23 protein-coding genes are annotated in these 24147 nt (G+C 43.2%); 20 read left to right on the forward strand and 3 right to left on the reverse strand.

Features of this window, described 5'->3' with window-relative positions:
• The first annotated feature begins 256 nt into the window (after positions 1-256).
• On the forward strand, positions 257-1105 hold the full coding sequence (locus tag K5Q58_RS09335; protein WP_220753658.1) for a mechanosensitive ion channel family protein: 849 nt from the start codon (positions 257-259) through the stop codon (positions 1103-1105).
• A 140-nt stretch (positions 1106-1245) separates the two neighbouring features.
• On the opposite strand, the gene yjjG is transcribed toward K5Q58_RS09335, so the two are convergent.
• From yjjG to K5Q58_RS09350, 3 genes are all read right to left on the reverse strand, one after another.
• The gene (gene yjjG, locus K5Q58_RS09340) at positions 1246-1926 is read right to left on the reverse strand and encodes a pyrimidine 5'-nucleotidase (protein ID WP_220753659.1); all 681 of its coding nucleotides are present in this window, start codon (positions 1924-1926) and stop codon (positions 1246-1248) included.
• A 41-nt stretch (positions 1927-1967) separates the two neighbouring features.
• Positions 1968-3035, reverse strand: a complete 1068-nt coding sequence (locus tag K5Q58_RS09345) for a phosphotransferase enzyme family protein (protein ID WP_220753712.1) — start codon at positions 3033-3035, stop codon at positions 1968-1970.
• Positions 3036-3157: 122 nt separating this feature from the next.
• On the reverse strand, positions 3158-4405 hold the full coding sequence (locus K5Q58_RS09350; RefSeq protein WP_220753660.1) for a hypothetical protein: 1248 nt from the start codon (positions 4403-4405) through the stop codon (positions 3158-3160).
• A 342-nt stretch (positions 4406-4747) separates the two neighbouring features.
• Here K5Q58_RS09350 and gmk point away from each other — a divergent pair, with 342 nt between their 5' ends.
• The 19 genes from gmk to K5Q58_RS09445 all read left to right on the forward strand — a co-directional run bounded on the left by gmk (position 4748) and on the right by K5Q58_RS09445 (position 24147).
• On the forward strand, positions 4748-5371 hold the full coding sequence (gmk, locus tag K5Q58_RS09355) for a guanylate kinase (RefSeq protein WP_220753661.1): 624 nt from the start codon (positions 4748-4750) through the stop codon (positions 5369-5371).
• A 60-nt stretch (positions 5372-5431) separates the two neighbouring features.
• Positions 5432-5710: a DNA-directed RNA polymerase subunit omega gene (gene rpoZ, locus K5Q58_RS09360; RefSeq protein ID WP_102531199.1), complete on the forward strand. Its 279-nt coding sequence runs from the start codon at positions 5432-5434 to the stop codon at positions 5708-5710.
• Positions 5711-5723: 13 nt separating this feature from the next.
• Positions 5724-7838 carry a bifunctional GTP diphosphokinase/guanosine-3',5'-bis pyrophosphate 3'-pyrophosphohydrolase gene (gene spoT, locus K5Q58_RS09365; protein ID WP_220753662.1) on the forward strand — a complete coding sequence of 705 codons (2115 nt, stop codon included), beginning with the start codon at positions 5724-5726 and terminating at the stop codon, positions 7836-7838.
• Between the two features lie 112 nt (positions 7839-7950).
• Positions 7951-8334 carry a RidA family protein gene (locus tag K5Q58_RS09370; RefSeq protein WP_220753663.1) on the forward strand — a complete coding sequence of 128 codons (384 nt, stop codon included), beginning with the start codon at positions 7951-7953 and terminating at the stop codon, positions 8332-8334.
• Positions 8335-8731: 397 nt separating this feature from the next.
• Positions 8732-10387: an AMP-binding protein gene (locus K5Q58_RS09375; protein ID WP_220753664.1), complete on the forward strand. Its 1656-nt coding sequence runs from the start codon at positions 8732-8734 to the stop codon at positions 10385-10387.
• Between the two features lie 202 nt (positions 10388-10589).
• Complete coding sequence (locus K5Q58_RS09380) at positions 10590-11516, forward strand: calcium/sodium antiporter (protein WP_220753665.1); 927 nt, start codon at positions 10590-10592, stop codon at positions 11514-11516.
• Positions 11517-11809: 293 nt separating this feature from the next.
• The gene (locus K5Q58_RS09385; protein WP_220753666.1) at positions 11810-12496 is read left to right on the forward strand and encodes a tetratricopeptide repeat protein; all 687 of its coding nucleotides are present in this window, start codon (positions 11810-11812) and stop codon (positions 12494-12496) included.
• A gap of 123 nt (positions 12497-12619) precedes the next feature.
• Positions 12620-13804 carry a sensor histidine kinase gene (locus tag K5Q58_RS09390; protein WP_259651301.1) on the forward strand — a complete coding sequence of 395 codons (1185 nt, stop codon included), beginning with the start codon at positions 12620-12622 and terminating at the stop codon, positions 13802-13804.
• Positions 13804-14427 carry a DNA-binding response regulator gene (locus tag K5Q58_RS09395; protein ID WP_220753667.1) on the forward strand — a complete coding sequence of 208 codons (624 nt, stop codon included), beginning with the start codon at positions 13804-13806 and terminating at the stop codon, positions 14425-14427. The genes K5Q58_RS09390 and K5Q58_RS09395 overlap by 1 nt, the downstream gene beginning before the upstream one ends.
• 222 nt (positions 14428-14649) lie before the next feature.
• On the forward strand, positions 14650-16725 hold the full coding sequence (gene recG, locus K5Q58_RS09400; protein WP_220753668.1) for an ATP-dependent DNA helicase RecG: 2076 nt from the start codon (positions 14650-14652) through the stop codon (positions 16723-16725).
• 132 nt (positions 16726-16857) lie between these two features.
• A complete protein-coding gene (locus K5Q58_RS09405) occupies positions 16858-17721 on the forward strand; it encodes a DUF3014 domain-containing protein (RefSeq protein ID WP_220753669.1) in 864 nt (287 codons plus the stop codon).
• 249 nt (positions 17722-17970) lie between these two features.
• Positions 17971-18723, forward strand: coding sequence for a beta-ketoacyl synthase chain length factor (locus K5Q58_RS09410; RefSeq protein ID WP_220753670.1), 753 nt, complete (start codon positions 17971-17973; stop codon positions 18721-18723).
• A 3-nt stretch (positions 18724-18726) separates the two neighbouring features.
• The gene (locus tag K5Q58_RS09415; RefSeq protein ID WP_220753671.1) at positions 18727-19572 is read left to right on the forward strand and encodes a 1-acyl-sn-glycerol-3-phosphate acyltransferase; all 846 of its coding nucleotides are present in this window, start codon (positions 18727-18729) and stop codon (positions 19570-19572) included.
• Between the two features lie 28 nt (positions 19573-19600).
• The gene (locus tag K5Q58_RS09420; RefSeq protein WP_153912387.1) at positions 19601-19855 is read left to right on the forward strand and encodes a phosphopantetheine-binding protein; all 255 of its coding nucleotides are present in this window, start codon (positions 19601-19603) and stop codon (positions 19853-19855) included.
• Between the two features lie 8 nt (positions 19856-19863).
• Complete coding sequence (locus K5Q58_RS09425) at positions 19864-20112, forward strand: acyl carrier protein (protein ID WP_220753672.1); 249 nt, start codon at positions 19864-19866, stop codon at positions 20110-20112.
• On the forward strand, positions 20112-20663 hold the full coding sequence (locus K5Q58_RS09430) for a hypothetical protein (protein WP_220753673.1): 552 nt from the start codon (positions 20112-20114) through the stop codon (positions 20661-20663). Before K5Q58_RS09425 ends, K5Q58_RS09430 begins: the two co-directional genes overlap by 1 nt.
• On the forward strand, positions 20656-22023 hold the full coding sequence (locus K5Q58_RS09435; RefSeq protein WP_220753674.1) for an AMP-binding protein: 1368 nt from the start codon (positions 20656-20658) through the stop codon (positions 22021-22023). The genes K5Q58_RS09430 and K5Q58_RS09435 overlap by 8 nt, the downstream gene beginning before the upstream one ends.
• The gene (locus tag K5Q58_RS09440) at positions 22016-22390 is read left to right on the forward strand and encodes a thioester dehydrase (protein ID WP_220753714.1); all 375 of its coding nucleotides are present in this window, start codon (positions 22016-22018) and stop codon (positions 22388-22390) included. The genes K5Q58_RS09435 and K5Q58_RS09440 overlap by 8 nt, the downstream gene beginning before the upstream one ends.
• Entirely contained in the window at positions 22387-24147 is a 1761-nt protein-coding gene (locus K5Q58_RS09445; RefSeq protein ID WP_220753675.1) for a glycosyltransferase, read from the forward strand. Before K5Q58_RS09440 ends, K5Q58_RS09445 begins: the two co-directional genes overlap by 4 nt.

Raw genomic sequence — 24147 nt, forward strand, 5'->3', positions numbered from 1 at the left:
ACTTCTAGTGCAATTGCATGTTAGCGAAGCTGTCGTTTTTATCAAAGCTGGATTTTTATAAAAACGGCATTCTGGCAGCTTCGCTTTCATTTACTTTTCTGCATTTTAACGCTATTACCACAGCTAATTTGTCCTTCTTACAGCGAAAGATTTTTCCATTAAAATCACTGGTCAAAGCTGACTTAATCTATGGCTATGTTACAGTGAGCCTTATATCTGAATTCATCACCAAGTTATCGTTATTAAAGAAGGTTTTGTGGAACAAGTTACTATCGTCATTGATTTTTTAGCAACTTATAAGTTGTTTGTTACTGTACTAATTATCCTACTGCTGTCGATGCTTAAACGCTTTGTGGTGTCTAAGATCCGTGGTGATGTGGCTTTTGTGAGTGAAGGTCAACGTAAATGGATGTCTCGTACTAAAAACGGCACCTTTATTTTAATCGTCATGGTGTTGTTTTTACTGTGGCAAACCGAGATTAATAAGTTTGCGCTGTCTGTTACCGCTATTGCGATTGCCTTTGTGGTGGCGTCAAAAGAAATCATTTTGTGTTTTACCGGCTCGATTCAACGGGCGAGTTCGCGCTCATTTGTGATTGGCGACTGGATTGAAGTGGGCAAGCTGTGTGGTGAGGTCATCGAGCACAATCTAATGGCGACGGTGATCCAAGAGATTGATTTACACCATGGTCAGTACCATTACACGGGGAAAACGGTCACCTTCCCTAATAGTATGTTCTTTAGTTATGCGGTGAAAAACCTCAACTTTATGAAGCGCTATGTTTATCACAGCTTTAATATTACGGTCGTTGAGTTTGTAAACCTGTATCCGCTGTTCCCAGATTTAGTTAAAAAGATTGAAGCACACTGCGAAGACTTTCTAGAAGTCGCGACCCGATATAATAATATTATTGAAAGGCACGCGGGTGTTGACCTACCAGGGCCTGAGCCACACATTCATATTCACAGTGGGCCTGCTGGCGAACAAGTCGTCCATATTATGATTTTTTGCCCCACTGAGCGCGCAACGCATTTAGAGCAACATATCAGAAAAGACTTTATGGTGGCTTACCATGAGGCTTTCCCTAAATCGGATAAAGCTTGATGCGTTAACCTCAATATCCAATGCGCTTCTAATGCAATAACACCAAAAAAGCCACTCAATCGAGTGGCTTTTTGATGTGTCATTTTAAACGCTGTGCTACTCAAACCTTAAAAATTCTATTTGTTAAGATAAGAGAAAACTTACTTAGCTGAATGCAGTAAATCGTGCAATTGATGTAAGTCTTTTACTTCAAACGTGGGGGTAATGCCGTCCGTGGTTTGTTTGCCATGGTGGTTAAGCCAGCAAGTATCAATACCTGCATTTACGCCGCCTAGAATATCCGAGTGTAGGTTATCACCCACCATCAATACGGTGTTTTTGTCTGGGTTACCCATTAACTCGAAGGTGTGCTCAAAAATACTCACATCGGGCTTGGCTTTGCCAAACTGCTCTGAAATCACCACATGTTCAAATGATGCTTTAAAGCCTGTGCGTTCTAAACGAACATTTTGCAGCTCAGTAAGACCATTGGTAATAATGCCAAGGCTCGCTTTACCTTTAAGGCTTGATACCAATTGTTTAGCACCCGGCAGTGGCTGACAAATATCAGCCATGGCGGCTAAAAAGTCACTGTTAAGACGCTTTGTGGTTACGCCAAGTTTTTGCGCCCAATGTAAAAAACGTGTGTGTTGCAGCTCAGCGGCATCGATTAAGCCTTGCTGATAATCTACCCAAAGTTGTTTGTTTACCGACTGATAGAATGCGTAATCAGTAGTATCAAAGTCGATATCAAAACGGGAAAACATTAACTTTAACCCTGCAAAAATATCAAAATCAAACAAGGTTTCGTCGGCGTCAAACAATATCCATTGGTACTTCATTGCTAGCCCTTATGGGGGTTATATCAAGATACTAAAAAGCGTTATTCAAATAGGGTTTTAAGGCTTGATTCTTGCGCCACTAAACTCTTGAATACCGTAAGCTGGTTAGCTGCTCGGTCTAGGTTATGGCCTTCACGATGGATACCAAAGTACACATCACCGTTTAAGTGGTCGGTTAAAAAGCGCGAACCCAGCATGAGCGCCATGACTTTAAGGCCTAACCATAAACTGCGCTTTTCAATTGGCGTTAAAATATCGGCCAATTGCTCGGTATAAGCTTCACACGCGGCGGCAATAATTTCAGGACGAGCAACGACTTTATCAAGTGCGGTTGAGTCCTCTTCCTCTGGTGAGCAAAAAGCGCGAACCATGTCACCAAAGTCATACATCAAGTAGCCTTTCATGCAGGTGTCGATATCTATCACGGCCATGCTCGACATGTCGCGTTTATCAAACAGCATGTTGTTGATTTTGGTGTCATTATGGCAAATACGTAGCGGTAATTGGCTTTCAACTTTTGCAAGTTCATCAAACAAGCTTTGTTGCGACAAGGCTAATTCGGCCCACTCGCGACAGTCAGCCAGTCTGCCCGATTTGTCATCGGCAACCGCTTGCTTAAGCTGCTCTATACGCTGAGGAAGGTTTAAAAAGTTAGGGATAACATCTTCAAGGCTATTGGCATCTAGATCACTTAATGCATGAGCAAAGTGGCCAAAAGCACTGGCTGCCATTTTAGCTTCATCTTGATTTGTGACCACTTCAATGGTGTGACTGTTAGCCAAATAGCGGATTGCACGCCAAAAGCCTTTGTCGCCTAAATTGACAGACAAGCGGCCGTCTTTTAACACCACAGGGGAAATCACGTCGAGCTGGTATTCGCCATTATTGGCTTTTTGAATGAGGTGATGGCTGACTTTTGCGGCATTGTCGATTAACACTTCTGGCTTAGTAAACACCGTCGTATTAATTTTTTGTAGCACTATGTGGCCTGTTGACCACCTTACTAAGTAAGTTTGGTTAATATGACCATTGCCTAACGGCGAAACACTCGCATTTTCATCAATAATTCCATACAAAGGCAAAATTGTTTGCCTAATAAACTCAACCACCCAACTCTCCATATCTTTTTGTTGCGAGCGAGACAGTTTAATACGATTGATATAAACCACAACACTTACAATGCTAATTTACTGAGTATCGCCCAGTTTGGCGTAATACTCAGTCGTGAACATCATAATCCTTTGATATATTTTGCAAAGGCTGGCTGACTTGATAGCGTTGCCTGGCTGCCTTTTAAGCTAAAGTTATAACCACAAAGCTTAAAGCTGCCCCGCATGGCCACATTATTGATAATTTGATTGTTATCTAGTGGTGAGAACCTCGCCTCTGTGCCACTGTCAGCCATTAAATCGACCTGCATTGGGCGGAATTTGCTGCCATCGTTAAAAGTCAGTTCAGCGCAGCGTTTGTCACCTTTGGCGGTGTCTAAACGCCAAATAGGCTGGGCATCGCCTTCATCACCTAACCAACGAAGCACTAATACATCTTGCTGGAGTATCAGCCAAAAACCATCTGGCAGTTTAACCCTTGCGGTTTCGTTAATAGTTTCTGGTTGGGCTATTGGCGCGATTTCGACAGGTTCCTGCTCTACTTCACCACCTGTAAATAACAGGCTAATGAGGTAAATAAACAAGGTAATGGCTAATACGATGCCTAAACCTTTAGCCACCATCAGCAATACTTTTTGATTGCTTTGGGCCCAAATAAGCCAAGACTTTAATAGTTCCGATAACGAACCTGACTCTAACGCACCGCGATCGACCCGATATGTGGGTTTATCATCGGCGGCATAATGTGACTCACCATCTTGCTGACTTTGGCCTAAATGGTTAACTTTTGAGTGGTTAGCAGAGTTATCTGACTCTTCTCTATAAACGGTTTCTTGCTGATATCCCGGCTCAAAATTTTGTTCGTATGTTTGCGCTTCATCAAATTCAGCATCAAAGTGTTGATGACTATGCCCAGACTCGCCAATGGTTGGCTCTCGTCTGCGACGCGCTTGTCCTGAGGCCTCACCTGCTTTTATGTGCGGGCCGTTATAACCCATCACATAAATGGTTTTACGTTGATTAGTTTTTGGGGCAGGAAGCCACGCAAAACCAGCACTCACAATCGCGGCAAGTATAAATAAAATGCTAGTGACAACGGCAGGAAAGCTTAAGCTCAACGATAAACTGAATAGCAATAATAAGGTTAACGGGATAGCAATTATCGAGTTTGGTTTTGCAGCGTCTTTAACACGGCGCAAGCTGCTCAAACCACAAATAGGCAAAGCTATCACTGCTGCAATTAAGGTCACAGCGCTGTTTGAAAATAATAGCGCGAAGATCAATACAAAAGCTAAGCAGCTTAATTGAATGGCTAAGGCTCTGAGGCCGTTATCTCGACCTTGACGACAAAATAAGGATGCGAATGACACGAGAAATCCTAATATCTAAAAAATGATCTGTTGGCAGACTAAACAATTTCACCGCTAAAGTCAGTGAAACCAAGTAAAAATGGCCTAAAATAATTCTAAAAATATCAATTTGGTGCTAAATCACCTCGAAAGCACAGCCAGTCAGCTTTTCAATTAAGGTTAATTTCAGCCTACAGCGCCCTGAAGCTAACGCTGCAAAGGCCTTTGATAACTATTAACCACAATAATCGACTAACTGTTCAAGTGTAGATTTGTGCACTTTTATCCATCACAAATCTCGCAAATTGCATCGCTTTGAGTATAATACTCGCCCTGATAAATAATCTGGTTGGAAATTGCACTATGAGCGCTCGTGGAAATCTATTTATTGTGTCAGCCCCAAGTGGCGCCGGTAAATCTTCACTTATCTCTGCTTTACTAAAAGATAAGCCAAGCGACATGCAAGTGTCTGTGTCACACACCACCCGTCAACCGCGCCCAGGTGAAGTTAATGGTCAACATTACCACTTTGTGTCAGTTGAAGAGTTCAAAGCATTAATCGCTGATGAGGCTTTTTTTGAGTGGGCTGAAGTGTTTGGCAACTATTACGGCACATCCCGCACGGTTATTGAACAAACATTGGCAAATGGTATTGATGTATTTTTAGATATTGATTGGCAAGGCGCCGAGCAAGTCAAAAAAGTCATGCCTGAAGCTATTGGGGTATTTATTTTACCTCCTTCGAGAGCTGAGCTTGAACGCCGCCTAACTGGCCGTGGTCAAGACAGCCAAGACGTGATTGATGGACGTATGGCTGAGGCTGTATCTGAAATGTCACACTATAAAGATGCAGATTATATTATTGTAAATGATGATTTTGATGTCGCTTTAGGCGATCTTTGCGCGATCATTCGCAGTCAAAGATCAACCTGTGCTAGTCAGATCCATACTCACAATGATATGATTAACGATCTGTTGGCAGATTAATTGTCATAGTGTACAATTTTGCGTCATTTTTTCCCATATATAACACTGGAGTTTCACCACATGGCTCGCGTAACTGTAGAAGACGCCGTAGAACAAATCGGCAACCGTTTTGATATGATCCTGGTTGCAGCGCGTCGTGCACGCCAAATCGCTGTGCAAGGTAAAGACCCAATGGTTGAAGAGATGAATGATAAGCCAACGGTTATCGCTTTACGCGAAATCGAATTAGGCTTAGTCACCTCTAACACTTTAGATGCTGATGAGCGTCAAACTGTTCGTGAACGCGAAGCCGCTGAAATTGCCGCTGTTGCAGCAATTGCCGAAGGCCGTTCACTTTAAGGAGTAGCGCCACTTGTATCTGTTTGAAGGTCTTAAGGAGTCTGCGTCAGGGTATTTAGAACCCGCGCAAGTAGAATTACTCAAGCAGGCGTACATTGTTGCGCGTGATGCCCATGAAGGGCAAATGCGCACAAGTGGCGAACCTTATATTACCCATCCCGTTGCGGTAGCCCGCATCGTGGCTGACATGCGTCTTGATCACGAGACATTAATGGCAGCCCTGCTTCATGACACCATCGAAGACACCCCTGTTACCAAAGAAGAACTCACTGAGTTATTTGGTGTAACTGTGGCTGAACTTGTTGAAGGCGTGTCAAAACTCGACAAAATTAAGTTCCGCGATAAAAAAGAAGCCCAAGCAGAAAACTTCCGCAAGATGATGATGGCAATGACGCAGGATATCCGCGTTATTTTAATCAAGCTTGCAGACAGAACGCATAACATGCGTACTTTGGGTGCATTACGTCCTGACAAGCGTCGTCGTATTGCTCGCGAAACCTTAGAAATTTACGCACCGATCGCCAACCGTCTTGGTATTCATAATATCAAAAGCGAGTTAGAGGATTTAGGTTTCCAAGCCTATTATCCAATGCGTTACCGTGTGCTAAAAGAAGTCGTTAAAGCAGCCCGTGGTAATAGAAAAGAACTAATTAACAGTATTGAAGGTGCTATTACGACTCGTCTTGAAGATGCCGGCATTAAAGGCACAGTCAAAGGTCGTGAGAAAAACCTTTATTCCATCTATCGTAAGATGAGCAATAAAGAGCTGCAGTTTCAAGAAGTCATGGATATCTATGCGTTCAGAGTCATGGTCGACTCTATTGATACCTGTTACCGCGTATTAGGTGCCATGCATGGTCTTTATAAGCCACATCCTGGCCGTTTTAAAGATTATATCGCGATACCAAAAGCCAATGGTTACCAATCATTGCATACCTCATTATTTGGCCCTCATGCGGTTCCAGTTGAAGTACAAATTCGTACTGAAGAAATGGATCTGATGGCGGACAAAGGGGTTGCGGCTCATTGGATGTATAAGAGCGGCACCAGTAGTTCGCAACAAAGTACCACTCAAATTCGCGCCCATAAGTGGATGCAAAGCCTACTTGAACTTCAGCAAAGTGCTAGTAGCTCGTTTGAGTTTGTGGAAAACGTTAAAACCGAACTCTTCCCTGAAGAAATTTACGTGTTTACCCCTGAAGGCCGCATTTTAGAGTTACCCGTTAACTCAACTGCAGTCGATTTTGCTTACGAAGTGCATACCGATGTAGGTAATACCTGTGTTGGCGCACGTGTAAATCGTCAAGCTTACCCGTTAAGCCAGCCATTAATCTCCGGTCAAACTGTTGAGATTATTACCGCTAAAGGCGCTCGCCCGAATGCGGCGTGGCTAAACTTTGTGGTAACCGGTAAAGCCCGTGGCAAAATACGTCAGGTATTAAAGAGCTTAACCAGTGACGATGCTGTAGCACTAGGTAAACGCCTATTGAATCACGCCTTGGGTGAAACCAAGCTTGATAGCATAGATCCTGAGCAGCTCAATAAAGTGATTTCAGAAACCAAGCATGACGACTTAGCGTCATTGCTGGCTGATATCGGTTTAGGCAACGCCATGAGCATTGTGATTGCTCAGCGTTTGTTAGGTCAAAAACTGACGACCACCAATAAAGATGACGACACGGAAGAGCACTTGATGCCGATTCGTGGCGCTGAAGGGATGTTAGTGACCTTTGCTAACTGTTGTCGCCCTATTCCAGGTGATGCGGTTGTTGCTCATGTCAGCCCAGGCAAAGGCTTAGTGGTCCATATGGAAAACTGTGCCAATATCCGTGGTTATCAAGGCGAGCCAGACAAGTATATTCCTGTTCATTGGGATAACGTTGAAGGCGAAACTTACCAAGCTAATCTGCGTGTTGAGATTGTGAATCATCAAGGCGCACTGGCTAAAATCACCAATATCATCGCAGCTGCAGGCTCAAATATTCATAACTTGAGCACTGAAGAACGCGATGGCCGCGTGTACTTAATCAACCTTCGAATTTCGGTCGACGACCGTGTTCACCTCGCCAATGTGATGCGCCGAATTCGCGTATTACCGGAAGTCTTGCGTACCTCACGTAATCGCTAGTAAGATTGCTAATCTAACTTTCCTAAGCTGAATCACTCTAACTTAATGAGGCAGCTTAGGTTTGCTTGCATCTTAATTTTATTTCGTAGGTTTTAATTTCGCAGAGGGCGTCATGGCAGAAAAAATCATTATCGCAACCGATAAAGCTCCACAAGCAATTGGCACATATTCTCAAGCTGTAAAAGTAGGTAGCACTGTTTACCTATCGGGCCAAATTCCACTCGTACCTAGCACCATGCAAATGGTTAGCGATGACTTCTCTGAGCAAGTGGTTCAAGTTTTTGAAAACTTAACCGCTGTTACTGAAGCTGCCGGCGGCACTATGGCTGATATCGTTAAGCTTAATATCTTCCTAACTGACTTATCGCACTTTGCCACCGTGAATGAAATTATGTCTCGTTACTTCACTCAACCTTACCCTGCACGAGCTGCAATTGGCGTAAAACAACTGCCAAAAGACTCTTTAGTAGAAATGGATGGAATAATGGAGATCTAGGTCACAAACCGAACTTTCCACTACAGGGCGCCTATTGGCGCCCTTTTTATTAGAGTCATTACTCGATATTAGTTCACTTTTCAGCAAAACCTGCTAGTTTATTAGTCGTAATTGCCTAAATTTTATAGGTTATCGTTTGCGCGGGTATCTTTATAAAGCCATACTGATACCAATCGTATTTAAAATCTTATCGTTCATTGGGGGCTAATCAAGGTGCGTTTTTTAGTTTGAGCATTCAGAAGTTGTTATTCGCTTTTGCTGCATAAAACTAATTTATAGCGGATTTAGACTGGTCTGAACTGATTAAATATTCAATACGATTACAATAGATTATTGCGTTAATGACATTGAAATATGTACGTCCTACATTAAAACAAAAACGAACACGGAATTGTCGATGGAAAATCTAATGAAAACACCAGTAGAAATGTTATCGCACTGGGTTGAGACTCAAGGCGACGAAGTATACTTACGCCAACCTATAAACGGTCAGTATGTTGACTTTACATGGCGTGAAGTACAACAAAAAGTACAGCAAGTAGCTGGCGCATTACGCCACCTAGGCCTAGAACCTGGCGATAAAATCGCTGTACTTTCAAAAAACTGTGCTGAGTGGTTTATTACTGACTTAGCCTTAATGCATGGCGGCTATATTAGCGTGCCTATTTACCCAACCGCTAACGCTGAAACGATTCGTTATGTACTAGAACATAGCGGCGCGAAAGCTATTTTTACGGGTAAACTCGATTACTGGGCCGATCAAGAAGCTGGTGTTGGCGGCGAAATTTTACGTATTTCGATGCCTTATGAAACGATGCCTTCTCAGTATCACTGGGATAAGTTCCTTGAGTTAGGCACGCCGTTAGTTGATGCACCTACGCCAACCGCAGAACAAATGATGACCCTGATTTATACCTCAGGTTCAACAGGCAAACCAAAAGGCGCAATGCAAACTTTTGGCAGTTATGGTTGGACGTGTGAAGCCGTGGTTCGCGACTTAAAAACAACCACATCTGACAGATTAATTTCATACCTGCCTTTAGCACACATTACTGAACGCGTGGCGATTCAGGGCTCTTCATTTTATTCAGGTTCTTCTGTGGCGTTTGTTGAAAGCCTCGACTCGTTTGTTGCTGATGTTCAGCGCTGCCGACCGACGGTATTTTTCTCAGTGCCACGCTTATGGACTCTGTTTCAGCTCAATATTATTAATAAAGCGGGCGAAGCAAAATTGGATTTCTTACTTAAAATCCCAGTTATTAGCAGCTTAGTAAAACGTAAAATCCAAAAAGGATTGGGTCTTGAGCATTGTCGCTTATTGGGTTCAGGTTCTGCGCCAATTCCACCGACTCAATTAGAGTGGTACAACAGAATAGGCATGAACATCTCTGAAGCTTGGGGCATGACCGAAAACTGTGCTTATTCCATTATTAACTTCCCGTTCGACGCTAGCAAAATAGGCACCGTTGGCCGCCCTGTAGAAGGTTGCCAAGTGCGCCGTACTGACGACGGTGAGCTAATGGTGAAAAGCCCTGGTTTAATGACGGGTTATTACAAGCAAGAAGAAGCCACTAAAGCCTGTTTTGACGAAGATGGTTTTTTCCACACTGGTGATTTGTGTGAAATCGATGAAGATGGCTACATTTCAATTACTGGCCGCGTTAAAGATAATTTTAAAACCTCAAAAGGTAAGTACGTAGCGCCAGTGCCAATTGAGCGTAAGTTAGCGCAGGATTCTCACATTGAATTATTGTGTGTCATTGGTTCAGGTTTACCGCATCCAGTAGCCTTAGTGCAGTTATCTGAAGGTTCAGCCCTTCAGCCTCGCGAAGAAGTGCGTTCGTCGCTCAAGGCAACGCTTGATAGCATTAACCCTAACCTTGAATCACATGAACATGTAGACGCGGTTTTGGTTGTTAAAGAACCATGGACTGTCGAAAATGATGCACTAACGCCGACTTTAAAAATTAAGCGACATGTGCTTGAAAAGCAGTTTAGTGCCAAAGTTGATGGTGTACGCGGCGCTAAAGTGGTCTGGGAAGATGAGCTTTAACTTAGCAACACTTGCTCGTTGAACTAAATAAATATCAGTTTAAAGCACACTTTCGAGTGTGCTTTTTCTTGATGTTAATGTCTCAGCACGAGTGATGACTAAACAAAAGTTAACCATCAACAAGCAAATTTAAATTGCGCAAAAATAAAAAGTCTCTATGCTTGCCATCCTTTTCGATTTAACCCATTTGTGAGCGTTGATCATGTTAATTCTATTATCGATTATTGGCGGTTTTTTAATCCTAACAATAGGGGCTGAAGCCCTAGTAAGGGGGGCGAGTCAGATAGCACTCAAGTTAGGCCTAACTCCGTTAATTATCGGTCTGACGATTGTGGCTTTTGGTACCAGTGCACCTGAGTTAGCCGTAAGTGTAAAGTCGGCTATGGCAGGCAATAGTGGTATCGCTTTAGGCAATGTAATTGGCTCCAATATTGCCAATATTGGCCTTATTTTAGGTATTACGGCATTAATCCGTCCCATTAAAATTGAGTCGCAAATGGTGCGCCGCGATATTCCAATTATGATTGCCGCATCTGTATTATTCTGGAGTCTGCTTCTCGACGGTGGCTTAAGCATTTGGAATGGTATGTTGCTTACCACGTTATTAGTCGGTTACTTATCTTTTAGCTATATCACCGCTGACAAACAAAGTAATGAAGACGGATTAGCAGTTAATACGCAAAGTAACTGGTTGTCAGTAGTCTTGATTATTATTGGTATTTCAATGCTTGTAGGTGGCGGAATATTATTTGTTGATGGCGCGGTAGCTATGGCTAAATCATTTGGTATTAGCGAAGTGATTATAGGTTTAACCATCGTCGCGATTGGTACTAGCATGCCTGAATTGGTTACCTCCATTGTTGCTGCAATGAAAGGTGAGAGTGATATTGCCATTGGTAATGTGATTGGCTCAAACCTGTTTAATATCCTAGGGATTTTAGGTGTCACCGCATTAATTCATCCAATTTTGGATAGTGAAATCAGCTCGATAGATTGGTTCACCATGATTGCCCTTGCGATGGTATTGCTGCCTTTTGCTTATACAGGGCTGCGCATTGGCCGTCGTGAAGCGAGCTTTTTAGTATTAAGCTACTTAGGCTATATCGGCTACTTGGTAGTGCAAGCATGATTGCGGCGATGGCATATCGAGTTCAACCCAACCTTCAGTCTTAACAGATAAGCAATTCAGCTCCACCTTTAACGCAAGCATTAACGCCAGCCTATCGAAAGATATGCTGGCGTTTTTGTGTGTTGGTCACTAAACCCAATGTTTTAAAATCAATAATTTAATATCGGTGCTTTTACATTGATGACATTTGTCATATCAAACTGATGACGTTTGTGCCTGCATATATTAATCCAAATCTTGAATACTAGCTCTGTACCCAAACACATCAATCCATTGAATAAACGGAGTTACTCATGAAAACATTATTTATTGCAGTTACCTTGTCATTAGTTAGCCATAGCAGCATGGCAGATATCAGCGCAATTGATGCTGCAGCCAATACCATGAACATCAATGAACTAAAGCAATTGAGTGAACAAAGCGTTGACTATGAACGTGCATACGCTCAATACCGTACAGCCATTACTGCCAACATTGTTGGTCAACGTGGTGTATCAAAACGTGCATTAGATGAAGCGCAATCCACCTTAGAAAGTATTCTGACTCGTGAAGATGACGTCGAATCTATGACGTTACTTGCCTCGGTTTACGGCATGCAAATATCAGCGGATCCTAGCAAAGGAAGAAGCCTAGGAATGAAATCTGGGGTTTTACTTGAGCAAGCAGAGCAACTTGAACCTGAAAACCCACGCATTGCCTTAGTTAAAGCCATGAGCGCTTTTTACACTCCCACTCAGTATGGTGGCGGTTTTGAAAAAGCTAAGCAATATGCATCCATTGCCATTGAACGTTATCAAAATCCTTGTGATGACATTTGCTGGGGACACAGCGAAGCGTATACGTGGCGAGGACTTGCTCAGCAAGAGTTAGGTAATCAACAAGGTGCCGAGCAAGACTGGCAACAGGCTATCGACATTAACCCTAATTACGCATGGGCAAGCTTTTTACTTAACCCTGCAGCAACTAGCAGCACAGATTAGCCTAGCGAATGGATTTATCCCTATCGGTTTTGTAAAGAAACCAACCCAGAAATTGGCTGACGGTAAAGTCAGCCTCTTGAATAGTGCTACTGTTACAGTATGCTAACTTGGCAAGGAGAGGTTATGAATAATCAAGGATTAACCCGTCAAAATGAGCAAGGAAAGGTTCAACAAATAATGGCTAACAACAATACCATTCACCCTGAACGGGAATATAAACAAAAAACCGCATGGGTATATTTATTTAACCTGATTTTCTATTTCATCCCGCTGTGGTTTATGAAAGAAGATCTATTGCGTGTCGGTGTGAGTTTGTTGCTGTTAATCCCTTTTCTTTACAGCTACTTTTGGGCATATAAAAGCTCATCAGCAAAAGGCATATACCCTATTGGATTGATGCTACTTACCGCCAGTGTTGCAGCGCCATTTACTAGTGGCGCAATTTCATTTTTCAGTTTTGCCGCCTTTTTTATTGGATTTTTCTATTCGCTGCGTACTGCGGCATTAAGCTTTATTGTCATATCAGCTTGGCTATGGGCGCTCGATTACCTGGTTGGTTATCAAGGCTATTACTTCCCACTCTACGGAATGTTAATCGTATTCATTGTCGGTGTTTTTGGTGTCATCGAACATAATAGTGAACGCTTTAGGCGTCAGCAGCGCCAATCAAAAGATGAAATAGCCAGTCTTGCTACCGCATTGGAACGTGAACGTATAGCCCGTGATTTACACGACATTATGGGTCACAACTTGTCCTCTATTGCCCTTAAAGCCCAACTGGCAGAAAAGCTTGTGGAAACTGGCAATTTAGCCTTAGCTCAAGAGCACCTGAGCCAACTAGCCAATATAGCCCGAGAAAGTCTAAGCCAAATTCGCCAAACTGTATCTGACTACAAACATAAAGGACTGGCCGATACACTTCAGCAATTAACCGAGCGACTACGTGAGCAAAGCATTGAAGTACAAGTGAGTGGTTCACTGCCAAATATGCCCAGCCTAATAGCGTCCCAATTAGGATTAATGCTCACTGAATTGGTCAACAACACGATTAAACATGGAAACGCGACACAATGTCTGTGGCAGTTTGAAACTACCAATGAACAATTAACCATAAACTTTAGCGACAATGCCGCCACTAAAGAAATCATTGAAGGCAATGGTCTTAAAGGCATTCGAGAGCGAGTGGAATTATTATCTGGTGAATTCAACTATGAAACGACTAATGGTTATCGGTTTATGATTTCACTGCCAATAACCACGAGCGAGATAAATGACGAGCAAATAACACCCAACAAGGACGTGAATTAATGAGAATTTTGCTGGCTGAAGATCAAGCTATGGTGCGCGGTGCACTTTCAGCATTATTAACCCTCACTGACGACGCTGAGCTTGGGCAAGTAGAAGTCACTGAAGCCGAAGATGGCGCACAAGCCATGGCGCTACTGAAACAGCAATCATTTGATTTACTGCTGAGCGATATTGAAATGCCCCAACATACTGGGCTCGAACTTGCCCAGTGGTTACAGGACTTTCAGTCAAAATCTGACCAAAAGACCAAGATAATTATTCTAACGACCTTTGGCCGCGCAGGTTATATCAAGCGAGCACTCAGCGCTGGGGTTGAAGGTTTTTTACTGAAAGATGCGCCAACCGAAAGCTTATTGTCCGCCATCAAGCAAGTGATGTCGGGTAAAAAAGTTATTGACCCTGAACTTGCGATCAGTGCCATTGGTGATATCGATCCGCTAAATGATAAAGAGCGCAAGGCACTAAGGCTTGCCAGCGAAGGTTTATCCACCAGCGATATTGCCGCTCAGCTTTTTATTGCCGAGGGCACCCTGCGTAACTATCTGTCAGAAGCCATCAGTAAACTAAATGCTACAAATCGAATTGATGCTGCCCGTATTGCTAAGCAAAAAGGTTGGTTATAGAGTCGCTTAGCAGACAAAACGGTAATAATATTGCCTTGTTTTAAAACTCTGCTAAGATAAGCCATACATCTGTATATATTTACAGTACTATTGTCCCTAGCAGCCATCAACGCTGAATAGTGAGTTGTATAACTCTTTGGATAACTCTATTTAGCGATTTAAATACGGATTTAGCTAAACAGTACATAAAGGCGTCAACGACAATATAAAGGCATTGTGGATTTGCAACCATTGGATCAGGTTCCTATAACCGACTTAAAAGGCGTCGCTAAAAAAGTCGCCGAAAAGCTCGAAAAACTCGGTATTAAAACAGTGCAAGATGTACTGTTTCATTTACCTATGCGCTACGAAGACCGCACCCAAATCTACCCTATTGCCGGTTTATACCCTGCCATGTACGGCACTGTTGAAGCAGAAATCATTTCGACTCAAATCGTCCCCGGTCGTAGGCGCATGCTGACCTGCACCATTGCAGATGACAGTGGCATGCTGACGTTACGTTTTTTTAATTTTTCTGTCGCCCAACGTAACGGCATGCAAAACGGCGCGATTATCCGTGCCTATGGTGAAATTAAGCGCGGCAAGCGCCATTTCGAGATCATTCATCCAGAATACAAAATCATCAAAGAAGGTGAAAACCCTGCTTTGAGCGAGTCGCTTACGCCTATTTATCCATCCACTGAAGGCTTGAAACAAGCCAGCTGGATTAAGCTAACAGAACAAGCTTTGAGTAAACTAACCCAAGGCGGCCTTACCGAACTATTACCCAATGAATTGCAGCCTAATAACATGAGTATTGGCCGTGCGCTTCATCTTATTCACCGTCCACCTAACGATATCGAACAAGCAGATTTAGAACTCGGCATGCATCCAGCCCAGCAGCGGTTAGTACAAGAAGAATTGCTAGCCCATAACCTGAGTATGCTAAAGCTTCGCCAACGTAATAACCTTGATAAAGCAGTAATCTTGCCTGCTACAGGCCAATTACTTAATCCGTTTTTAAAAGCCTTACCTTTCAAGCCAACTGGCGCTCAGCAACGAGTGGGCACAGATATATCCCAAGATATTGAAAAGCCAACCCCAATGATGCGCCTAGTGCAAGGTGATGTAGGTTCAGGTAAAACGCTCGTTGCTGCACTTGCCGCGCTGCAAGCGATTGAAAATGGATATCAAGTTGCCATGATGGCGCCCACTGAATTATTGGCCGAGCAGCACGCAATAAATTTTGCCACTTGGTTTGAACCATTGGGCCTTAAAGTCGGCTGGCTTGCAGGTAAGTTAAAAGGTAAAGCAAGAACGCAGTCTCTAGCAGATATTGCTGACGGTAGTGCCCAAATGGTGGTTGGTACTCACGCTATATTTCAGGAGCAAGTTAGCTTTAATAAACTGGCGTTAATTATCATTGATGAGCAACACCGTTTTGGGGTTCACCAGCGTTTAGGATTACGTGAAAAAGGCGTTAGCCAGGGCTTTCATCCGCACCAATTGATCATGACAGCCACTCCAATACCACGCACCCTTGCGATGACAGCTTACGCTGACTTAGAAACCTCCGTGATTGATGAGTTACCACCAGGGCGAACACCCGTATCGACCGTCGCGGTCAGTGATAACCGCCGAGATCAGGTAATAGAGCGGGTAAAACAAGCGGCACTGAACGACAACCGACAAATTTATTGGGTCTGTACCTTAATTGAAGAGTCTGAAGTACTAGAGTGCCAAGCAGCTGAAGATACAGCAGAAGAGCTCAGTCGATTGCTGCCAGAACTTAAAATTGGCTTAGTACATGGGCGGATGAAAAGCGCCGAAAAGCAGCAAATAATGGCCCAATTTAAGGCAGGTGAGCTACATTTATTAGTGGCAACCACAGTGATTGAAGTTGGAGTAGATGTACCAAATGCCAGTTTAATGATTATCGAAAATCCTGAACGCTTAGGCTTGGCGCAATTGCATCAGCTACGTGGCCGAGTGGGCCGAGGCTCAATTGCCAGCCATTGTGTACTGCTCTATAAAGCGCCTTTATCGCAAACCGCGACTAAACGTTTAGGGGTATTACGAGAAAGCAGCGACGGCTTCGTGATTGCACAAAAAGATTTAGAAATTCGTGGCCCAGGTGAAGTGCTTGGTACCCGCCAAACCGGTCTTGCAGAAATGAAAATTGCCGACTTGGTTCGTGACCAGTATTTAATTGAGAACACCCAAAAATTAGCGGTACATGTCATGCAACAAGTACCAGATAATGTTGATGGCATCATTCACCGCTGGTTGGGTGATCGCCAACAATATGTACAAGCATAAATTATTGTTAACCTAAGTCTGTTATCACTAGACAAGTCTTAGGAATATTGCAGAATGAGATTTGAGCTTAAGGTTTAATCTATTTATCCCGTGTTCAGTTCCACTTTCGACGTTTAAAGCTAAGGAATAGAAATGCAAGTCAATCAAGAAGACAGAGCGACACCACAATCAGATAAAGCAAGTGGTAGCAATGCAGGCGTCATCGGAATCACTATAGCCGTATTATTAGCGGCGGCTGGTTATTTCTATTTCACTTCAGAGAAAGAACCTGAGGTGGTAGCACCAATTCCAGTTCAATTACCTGAACCTGTACCTGAACAGCCAATCGAGCAAGAGCCGATTGAAGAAGTGATTGTAGAACCTGAGGTTATTGAATCTGAAGTCATTCCTGCTGAGCCTGAAGTCGTCGTTGAGCCATTACCAGCACTGACTGAAAGTGATGATTTTGTTGAACAAAAAACCATTGAAATGGCTGATGGCATGAAAATCGATTCGATAATCCTTAAAAAGGATATCGCGCGTCAGTTTGTGGTATTTGTCGATAATATGGCTCAAGGCGAAGTTATTCGTAAAGCTAGCCCGTTAAAAGGTCCTAAAGACAGCTTTAGTGTAAGTGAGATTACTGATAAAACTTATCTAAACCCTGACAGTTACCATCGTTATGACTTATATGCAGACATGATTGCTGGCATGAATGACGAACAATTGGTTGCCACCTTTAAAGAGTTATCACCACTGTTCAATCAAGCATTTGATGAACTAGGTTACGGTGACATGAGCTTTGAAGACAGAATGCAAGATGCCTTCAAAATGATCTTAGCAGCGCCAATCATTGAAGATCCGATTGAGCTCTCTTCAATCAGTGTGAATTACCAGTTCGTCGACACTAAACTTGAAGCCTTACCTAATGTGCAAAAATTCATGGTCAGAATGGGCCCTGAAAACACCCGTAAGATTAAAGGCGCAGTGAGAAAGCTACAACAGCAACTGAAATAAGCCTTTAACGTAATTGCTTAATTTTTATCTCTATTGAGGTGTAAGCTTAAGGTTTGAATCGTTTAAAAATAGTGACATTCGTGTCGCTATTTTTTATTTTTGCTTGTAGTAAAAAACTTCATTAAATTGCTAATATTACGGTACAATCTCATAGCTACTTTAGAACGGCTAGTTAATAACGTTTCTAACTATCAAAGCACGAAAACTTAGCTCAGCGAGGGATCACTGAGCCATATCAGAGGCAATGTAGTGCAATTAGTATTTGATATTCTGTCGTGGGGCGCATGGTCTGTCGATTTTCAAGATAAAGAAAGTTGGCGCCAGTGGGATCCCAGCGCAACATCGTCATCAGACAATAAAACTTCCCCTGCATTAGCTCACGTTCCAGCGATGCAGCGCCGCCGTTTTAGCCGATTGACTAAAATGATGCTCACTGCTGCCCATGATTGTCAGCCCGCGAACGATTGCCGCAGTGTGTTTGCCTCAAGACATGGCGAACTCACCCGCACGCTTGGTTTATTAAAAGATATTGTCGCTAAAGAAGCGCTATCCCCACTCGCCTTTAGTCAGTCGGTGCACAATACTGCCAGCGGCATTTACGGCATTGTCAGTGGCAATACCGCGCCATCAACTTCTATTGCCGCGGGTGAAGAGACTTTATCTCAAGCATTCATTGAAGCTTATGCGCAACTCGCAGAAAACCCTGCGCCTGTATTACTGGTGTTTGGCGATGACCCTGTGCCGCCTGTTTATAACCAATACACTCAAGAATTTGAACTACCGTTAGCATTAGGCTTGTATTTAGCGCCAGCCAATAATGATAACCAGCCAGCTATTGCGCAGTTGACCTTAAGCCAAACAGCCAGCGATAACGCGACAAGCAAAGCACTAAGTTTTGCAGAATTAATTAACGCAATTACTTGTCAAAAGGCACTATCAGGCCATTTATGTCATTGGCATTGGCAGCTATCAATGCCATCTGAACTTGGCGCACGGCTCTAATCAATGAGCCCAAACGATAACCTAATCCGTCCCAAGCCATTTCCTTATTTAACAGGCATGGCCTATATCCCACGCTGGATAGGCGGAGTTATGTGTTACGTGGTATTTGGTCTAGGTGGGTTGTTAAGCTCACTCACTGTATTGCCAGTATTACGTTTTTGGCCTGGCACGAAACAGCAGCGTATCGCTAGAGTGCAAAAAGCCGTTCACATCATGTTTAAAGGCTTTGTGTGGATGCTAACCTTCACAGGTTTAATAAAAGTACATAGCCAACATACCCAAGCATTAAGTCATGCCAAGGGGGTGATTGTGATAGCTAACCACCCCACTCTAATTGATGTGGTGGTATTAATTAGCTTGATACCCAATGCTGGATGTATTGTAAAACAAGCGCTTTGGCGAAATCCCTTTATGCGCGGGGTATTGTCATCGGCGGGTTATATCCCTAATCGAGGCGCAGATTTACTGCTAAGTGACTGCCAACAAGTGCTAGATAGCCATACAAACTTGATCATTTTCCCTGAAGGCACACGTACAATCGTTGGTACTAAGATTAATCCTTTTGCCCGCGGTGCAGCTAACATAGCCATTCGCACTCGCACTGATATTGTGCCAGTGATGCTGCATGTGGATGTGGCCGGACTGACAAAGCAACAACCTTGGTACGAACCACCAAGACAAACTGTAAATATGTCAGTAGAAATCGGCGCAGCTTTTGACCACCTGAGGTATGATACAAGTCAAAGTAGTGACGCAAAAATGGCCCGTGTACTAACCAGAGAGTTAGAGCAGCTTTATTCGCAACAGATAACCGCTCTACCGCCGTTACCTGAAACGAACAACAAATAATTACAATCAGATAAATTAGAATATTAATATGAATCTACATAACGAAATTAAACAACTCATTATCGACTGTCTCGACTTAGAAGATGTCAGTATTGATGATATTGAAACCGATGCACCACTTTTTGGTGAAGGTCTGGGGTTAGACTCGATTGATGCGCTTGAATTAGGCTTGGCAATAAAAAAACAATTCGACATTAAAATCGAAGCAAACTCAGATGCCACTAAAGCACACTTTTTCAGTGTGGCTAGCTTAGCCAGCTTTATTGAATCTCAGCGTTCGTAGGAGTCATCATGCAAAATCGTGATCAAATCCTTGAGATGCTAACGCAAATTCTAGTCGATGAATTTGAAATCGACGCTGATGATATCAGTCTAGATGCTTCACTTTATGAGTCGCTAGATTTAGATAGCATCGATGCGGTAGATTTAGTCATTAAGCTACAGCAAATGACCGGCAAAAAAATTCAGCCTGAGCAGTTTAAAACCGTGCGTACGGTTGAAGATGTTGTTAATGCCATCGAAGGCCTAATGAAAGATTAATGGTGCTGCTACTGCAAATCGTCACCGCCATCGTCATTATCTGTTACCCGTTAGCAGTGTACTTTGGCCTGCAGTACCTTCCACCTGGCACCATAGCACTATTACTTTGTGGAATATTAATCGCTCGGTTAGTGCTAAATAAACAGCAGTTAAAAACCATGGCACTGCCTATATTGGTGGGTATTGGTTTAACCGCTGCTAGTTTTATTGCCAAACGTAATGATTGGCTGCTGTATTACCCAGTGGTGATTAACTTAACCATGCTTGGTTTGTTTAGTTACTCGCTAAAAAATGGCCCAAGCATGATAGAGCGCTTGGCCAAATTAAAAGAGCCTGATTTACCAGACTCAGCAATTCCATATTTAAATAATGTCACCCGACTTTGGTGCGGATTATTTATCATTAATGGCTCAGCTGCGTTTTACACTGCAGAATTTGCCACTTTGGAATTGTGGACACTTTATAATGGATTAATTGCCTATATCTTCATGGGTTTATTGCTCGGTGGAGAATGGATATACCGCAACTTTTGGTTGAAAAAACATGAATAACTTGCTGATAAATTGGCTCAATACAGGCCCTAAAACGCAACAACTGATTAGTTTCAATCATCATGACATCGTGACAGGCTCTCTGTTTACTGCTCATGTTGCCCATCTATTCGAGCAACTTAATGCCAGTCCTATTAAACGTTGGTTATTGGCAGCCGAGACCAGTGATTTATTTGCCGCTGGCATTTGCGCTGCGCTACTTGCAGGCAAACAAGTGGTATTACCGTCTAACACCCAAGGCGGCACATTAAATGAATTAAACCATGCTTACGATGGCATTATTGCCGATCAGCCTTTGTCTGAAGTTAAGCACTTTATTTTATTAAAAAAAGAAATGGGCTTAGCCAATAAGCCTTGGCCACAATCATCGCAAATTGGCGACTTAGTACTGTTCACATCAGGCAGCAGCGGTGATCCTAAGGCCGTTAAAAAGTCTATTGAACAACTTGATGCCGAAGTCAGCGTACTTGAAAGCACATTTGCATCAAGGTTACCCCAATGTAGCGTTGTCTCAACGGTTTCTCATCAGCATATTTACGGCTTATTATTTAAGATTTTATGGCCATTAGCTGCAAGTCGCCCATTTTTAAGCGACTTAATTGAGTATCCTGAAACCTTAAGCTACTACATCGCCTTGATGCCAAACTTATGCTTAGTCAGCAGTCCCGCACAATTATCGCGCTTACCTGAAGCACTAGAATTTGAGCAGCAACAACTCGCGCCAAGTCTTATCTTTAGTTCTGGCGGTCCATTAAGCTACGAAGCATCGCAACATATTCATACTTGTTACGGACAATTCCCTATTGAAGTCTTTGGTAGCACTGAAACTGGCGGTATTGCGTATCGCCGCCAAATGTCCCCTAACAGAACTTGGCTGCCATTCAGTCAAATCGATATCGCGGCAGATCCTGTAGATGGCGCCTTGATGATCAAGTCACCTTACTTAGCCTCAAATGCTGAGTGGCTTAAATGTGATGACAAAATTGAGCTTGCTGCCGATGGTCGTTTTAGTCTGCTGCATCGACTAGATCGCATCGTTAAAGTGGAAGAAAAACGCTTATCATTGGCACAAATGGAAAGTCTGTTATGCACCCACCCATTTGTTAATGAAGCGGCAGTAGTTCAATTAACAGAGCCAAGAATGATGCTTGGCGCAGCAATAACATTGACCGATGAAGGCCTGACTCAACTTGATGAATCAGGTAAGTTAAGCGTAAACAACCATCTTAAAAAACATTTACTTAGCGAGTTCGAGCGAGTGACATTACCTCGTCGTTGGCGCTACCCAGAAACCTTACCGGTCAATGCACAAGGTAAGCGAGTACAAACGGATTTATTAACAGTATTCAATGATGATTAAATCAGCTTTACCCCAAATAATCAGTCAGCAAACCACTGACGATGGGATCTGTTGGCAAATATTTGTCGCAGCAGAGCTCGACTATTTTAAAGGCCACTTTGAAGAGCAAGCCGTATTACCTGGAGTCACTCAACTTGATTGGGCTATTCAACTAGGTTGTCAGGCTTTTGGATATAAGCCAGAAGTTGCTAGTCTTGAAGTTCTTAAGTTTCAACAACTTATGTTGCCAGATAGCCAAGTAGAATTATTGATTAGTCATAACTCTGCTAAATCAAAGCTGACGTTCAGTTATCGTGATGGCGATAAGCGTTACGCTTCAGGGCGGATTGCATTAGCGCCGACTCAAAATAAGGAAAGCCAATCATGAAGCTGGCTCTTATTATTCCCAACTACAATCATCAACAAGCCATTGCAGACACCTTAGTCGCTTTGGAGCCATTTGGCCTTCCTTGTTATTTGATTAATGACGGCAGTAATGACGAAACTCGTCATTTATTACAATCCTTAGCGGATAAATATGACTGGGTTACGTTGTTAACTCACCCATTTAACCGCGGTAAAGGCGCAGCGGTAACCACAGGTCTGCGTGCAGCATTGGCCGATGGTTTTACTCATGCATTACAAGTCGATGCGGATGGTCAGCACTGCTTAGACGATATACCGACCATGATAGAAGCCAGTGAAGCCGAGCCGCTTGCGCTGATTTCAGGTAAACCACAATATGATGAGTCGGTACCTAAAGGTCGTTTATACGGCCGTTATATCACCCACTTTTGGGTGTGGGTTGAAACCTTAAGTTTTGATATTCAGGATTCAATGTGTGGCTTTAGAATTTACCCTTTAGCCGCAACTGAGCAGCTTTTTCGTGAGCAAGCGTTAGGCGAGCGCATGGATTTCGATATTGAAATTATGGTGAAACTCCATTGGCAAGGTGTACCAGTCACTCATATTCCTACCAAAGTGATTTATCCTGAAGACGGTATTAGTCACTTTCAGGGCGTAAAAGATAACATTCGCATCTCAGCAATGCACACCGGGTTATTTTTCGGCATGTTAAAGCGTTTACCGCAAATATTGTCAAAAAAAAACGCCAATAAACATTGGTCAGCCATGGGTGAACGTGGCAGTTATTGGGGCATTAAACTCATCGCCGATAGCTATCGCTTAGGCGGTCATTGGTTATGTAGAGCCATCATGTACCCGGTGATTTGCTATTTTTTCCTTACTGGCGTTACCGCAAGAAATGCCTCGATGGACTTTTTACGCCGCGTCAAACTCAAGCATCCTGAGCATGAGCAACTAACTGACCCTATCACTTGGCGCGACAGTCTTAAGCACTTTTTTGCTTTTGGTAATGCCGCTTTAGATAGAATTGATGCTTGGTGCGACAGGATTAAGCTGGCTCAAGTCGATTTTCCAGATAGACACGTTTTAGCTGACCAAGTGGCATCAGGCCAAGGCGCTGTATTGTTAGTGTCTCATTTAGGCAACCTCGAACTTTGCCGCGCAATTTCAATCCACCAGCAGCAAGTTAAAGTCAATGTCATGGTGCTCACCAGCCATGCGGCAAACTTTAATAATGTGCTAAAGCAATTAAACCCAAACAGCGGTTTAAACCTTATTCAAGTCAATGAGCTTGGACCAAGCACTGCAATGCTACTGCAAGACAAAATTGCTGCAGGGGAACTTGTCGTTATTGCTGCAGATCGCACCTCATCAGATACTGCTGGGCGGGTTTTTTACAATGATTTTATCAATCAGCAAGCGGCATTTCCTCAAGGTCCGTTTATCCTTGCAGGCTTGCTAGATTGCCCGGTATACACCATGTTCTGTTTACAAGAACAAGGTCGCTATCGTGTTCATGTAGAGCACTTATCAAATAGTTTAAAAGGCTCTCGCAAAGGCCGCACAGAACGTTTAGCTCAAGCCGCGACTGAATATAGCCGCCGCCTAGAACACTTTGCTACCAGCCAACCGCTACAGTGGTTTAACTTTTATGATTTTTGGCGTCGTGACGAGCACTCACAAAGAGCAAAATCTGAATCAACGAAGCCTCTGAATGAGCCTCAAAACGAGACTTGTCAATCACAGCAAAACCAACCTAACACTAAGCAGGAACAGTAA

It is taken from the genome of Shewanella sp. KT0246, from assembly GCF_019654955.1.
Taxonomy (GTDB): domain Bacteria; phylum Pseudomonadota; class Gammaproteobacteria; order Enterobacterales; family Shewanellaceae; genus Shewanella; species Shewanella goraebulensis.

Excerpts from the sequence above, each read along its gene's own strand:
- yjjG (WP_220753659.1), bottom strand. The coding sequence starts at position 1,926 with ATGAAGTACCAATGGATATTGTTTGACGCCGACGAAACCTTGTTTGAT.
- gmk (WP_220753661.1), top strand. The coding sequence starts at position 4,748 with ATGAGCGCTCGTGGAAATCTATTTATTGTGTCAGCCCCAAGTGGCGCC.
- rpoZ (WP_102531199.1), top strand. The coding sequence starts at position 5,432 with ATGGCTCGCGTAACTGTAGAAGACGCCGTAGAACAAATCGGCAACCGT.
- K5Q58_RS09370 (WP_220753663.1), top strand. The coding sequence starts at position 7,951 with ATGGCAGAAAAAATCATTATCGCAACCGATAAAGCTCCACAAGCAATT.
- K5Q58_RS09375 (WP_220753664.1), top strand. The coding sequence starts at position 8,732 with ATGGAAAATCTAATGAAAACACCAGTAGAAATGTTATCGCACTGGGTT.
- K5Q58_RS09380 (WP_220753665.1), top strand. The coding sequence starts at position 10,590 with ATGTTAATTCTATTATCGATTATTGGCGGTTTTTTAATCCTAACAATA.
- K5Q58_RS09385 (WP_220753666.1), top strand. The coding sequence starts at position 11,810 with ATGAAAACATTATTTATTGCAGTTACCTTGTCATTAGTTAGCCATAGC.
- K5Q58_RS09390 (WP_259651301.1), top strand. The coding sequence starts at position 12,620 with ATGAATAATCAAGGATTAACCCGTCAAAATGAGCAAGGAAAGGTTCAA.
- K5Q58_RS09395 (WP_220753667.1), top strand. The coding sequence starts at position 13,804 with ATGAGAATTTTGCTGGCTGAAGATCAAGCTATGGTGCGCGGTGCACTT.
- K5Q58_RS09405 (WP_220753669.1), top strand. The coding sequence starts at position 16,858 with ATGCAAGTCAATCAAGAAGACAGAGCGACACCACAATCAGATAAAGCA.
- K5Q58_RS09415 (WP_220753671.1), top strand. The coding sequence starts at position 18,727 with ATGAGCCCAAACGATAACCTAATCCGTCCCAAGCCATTTCCTTATTTA.
- K5Q58_RS09420 (WP_153912387.1), top strand. The coding sequence starts at position 19,601 with ATGAATCTACATAACGAAATTAAACAACTCATTATCGACTGTCTCGAC.
- K5Q58_RS09425 (WP_220753672.1), top strand. The coding sequence starts at position 19,864 with ATGCAAAATCGTGATCAAATCCTTGAGATGCTAACGCAAATTCTAGTC.
- K5Q58_RS09430 (WP_220753673.1), top strand. The coding sequence starts at position 20,112 with ATGGTGCTGCTACTGCAAATCGTCACCGCCATCGTCATTATCTGTTAC.
- K5Q58_RS09435 (WP_220753674.1), top strand. The coding sequence starts at position 20,656 with ATGAATAACTTGCTGATAAATTGGCTCAATACAGGCCCTAAAACGCAA.
- K5Q58_RS09440 (WP_220753714.1), top strand. The coding sequence starts at position 22,016 with ATGATTAAATCAGCTTTACCCCAAATAATCAGTCAGCAAACCACTGAC.
- K5Q58_RS09445 (WP_220753675.1), top strand. The coding sequence starts at position 22,387 with ATGAAGCTGGCTCTTATTATTCCCAACTACAATCATCAACAAGCCATT.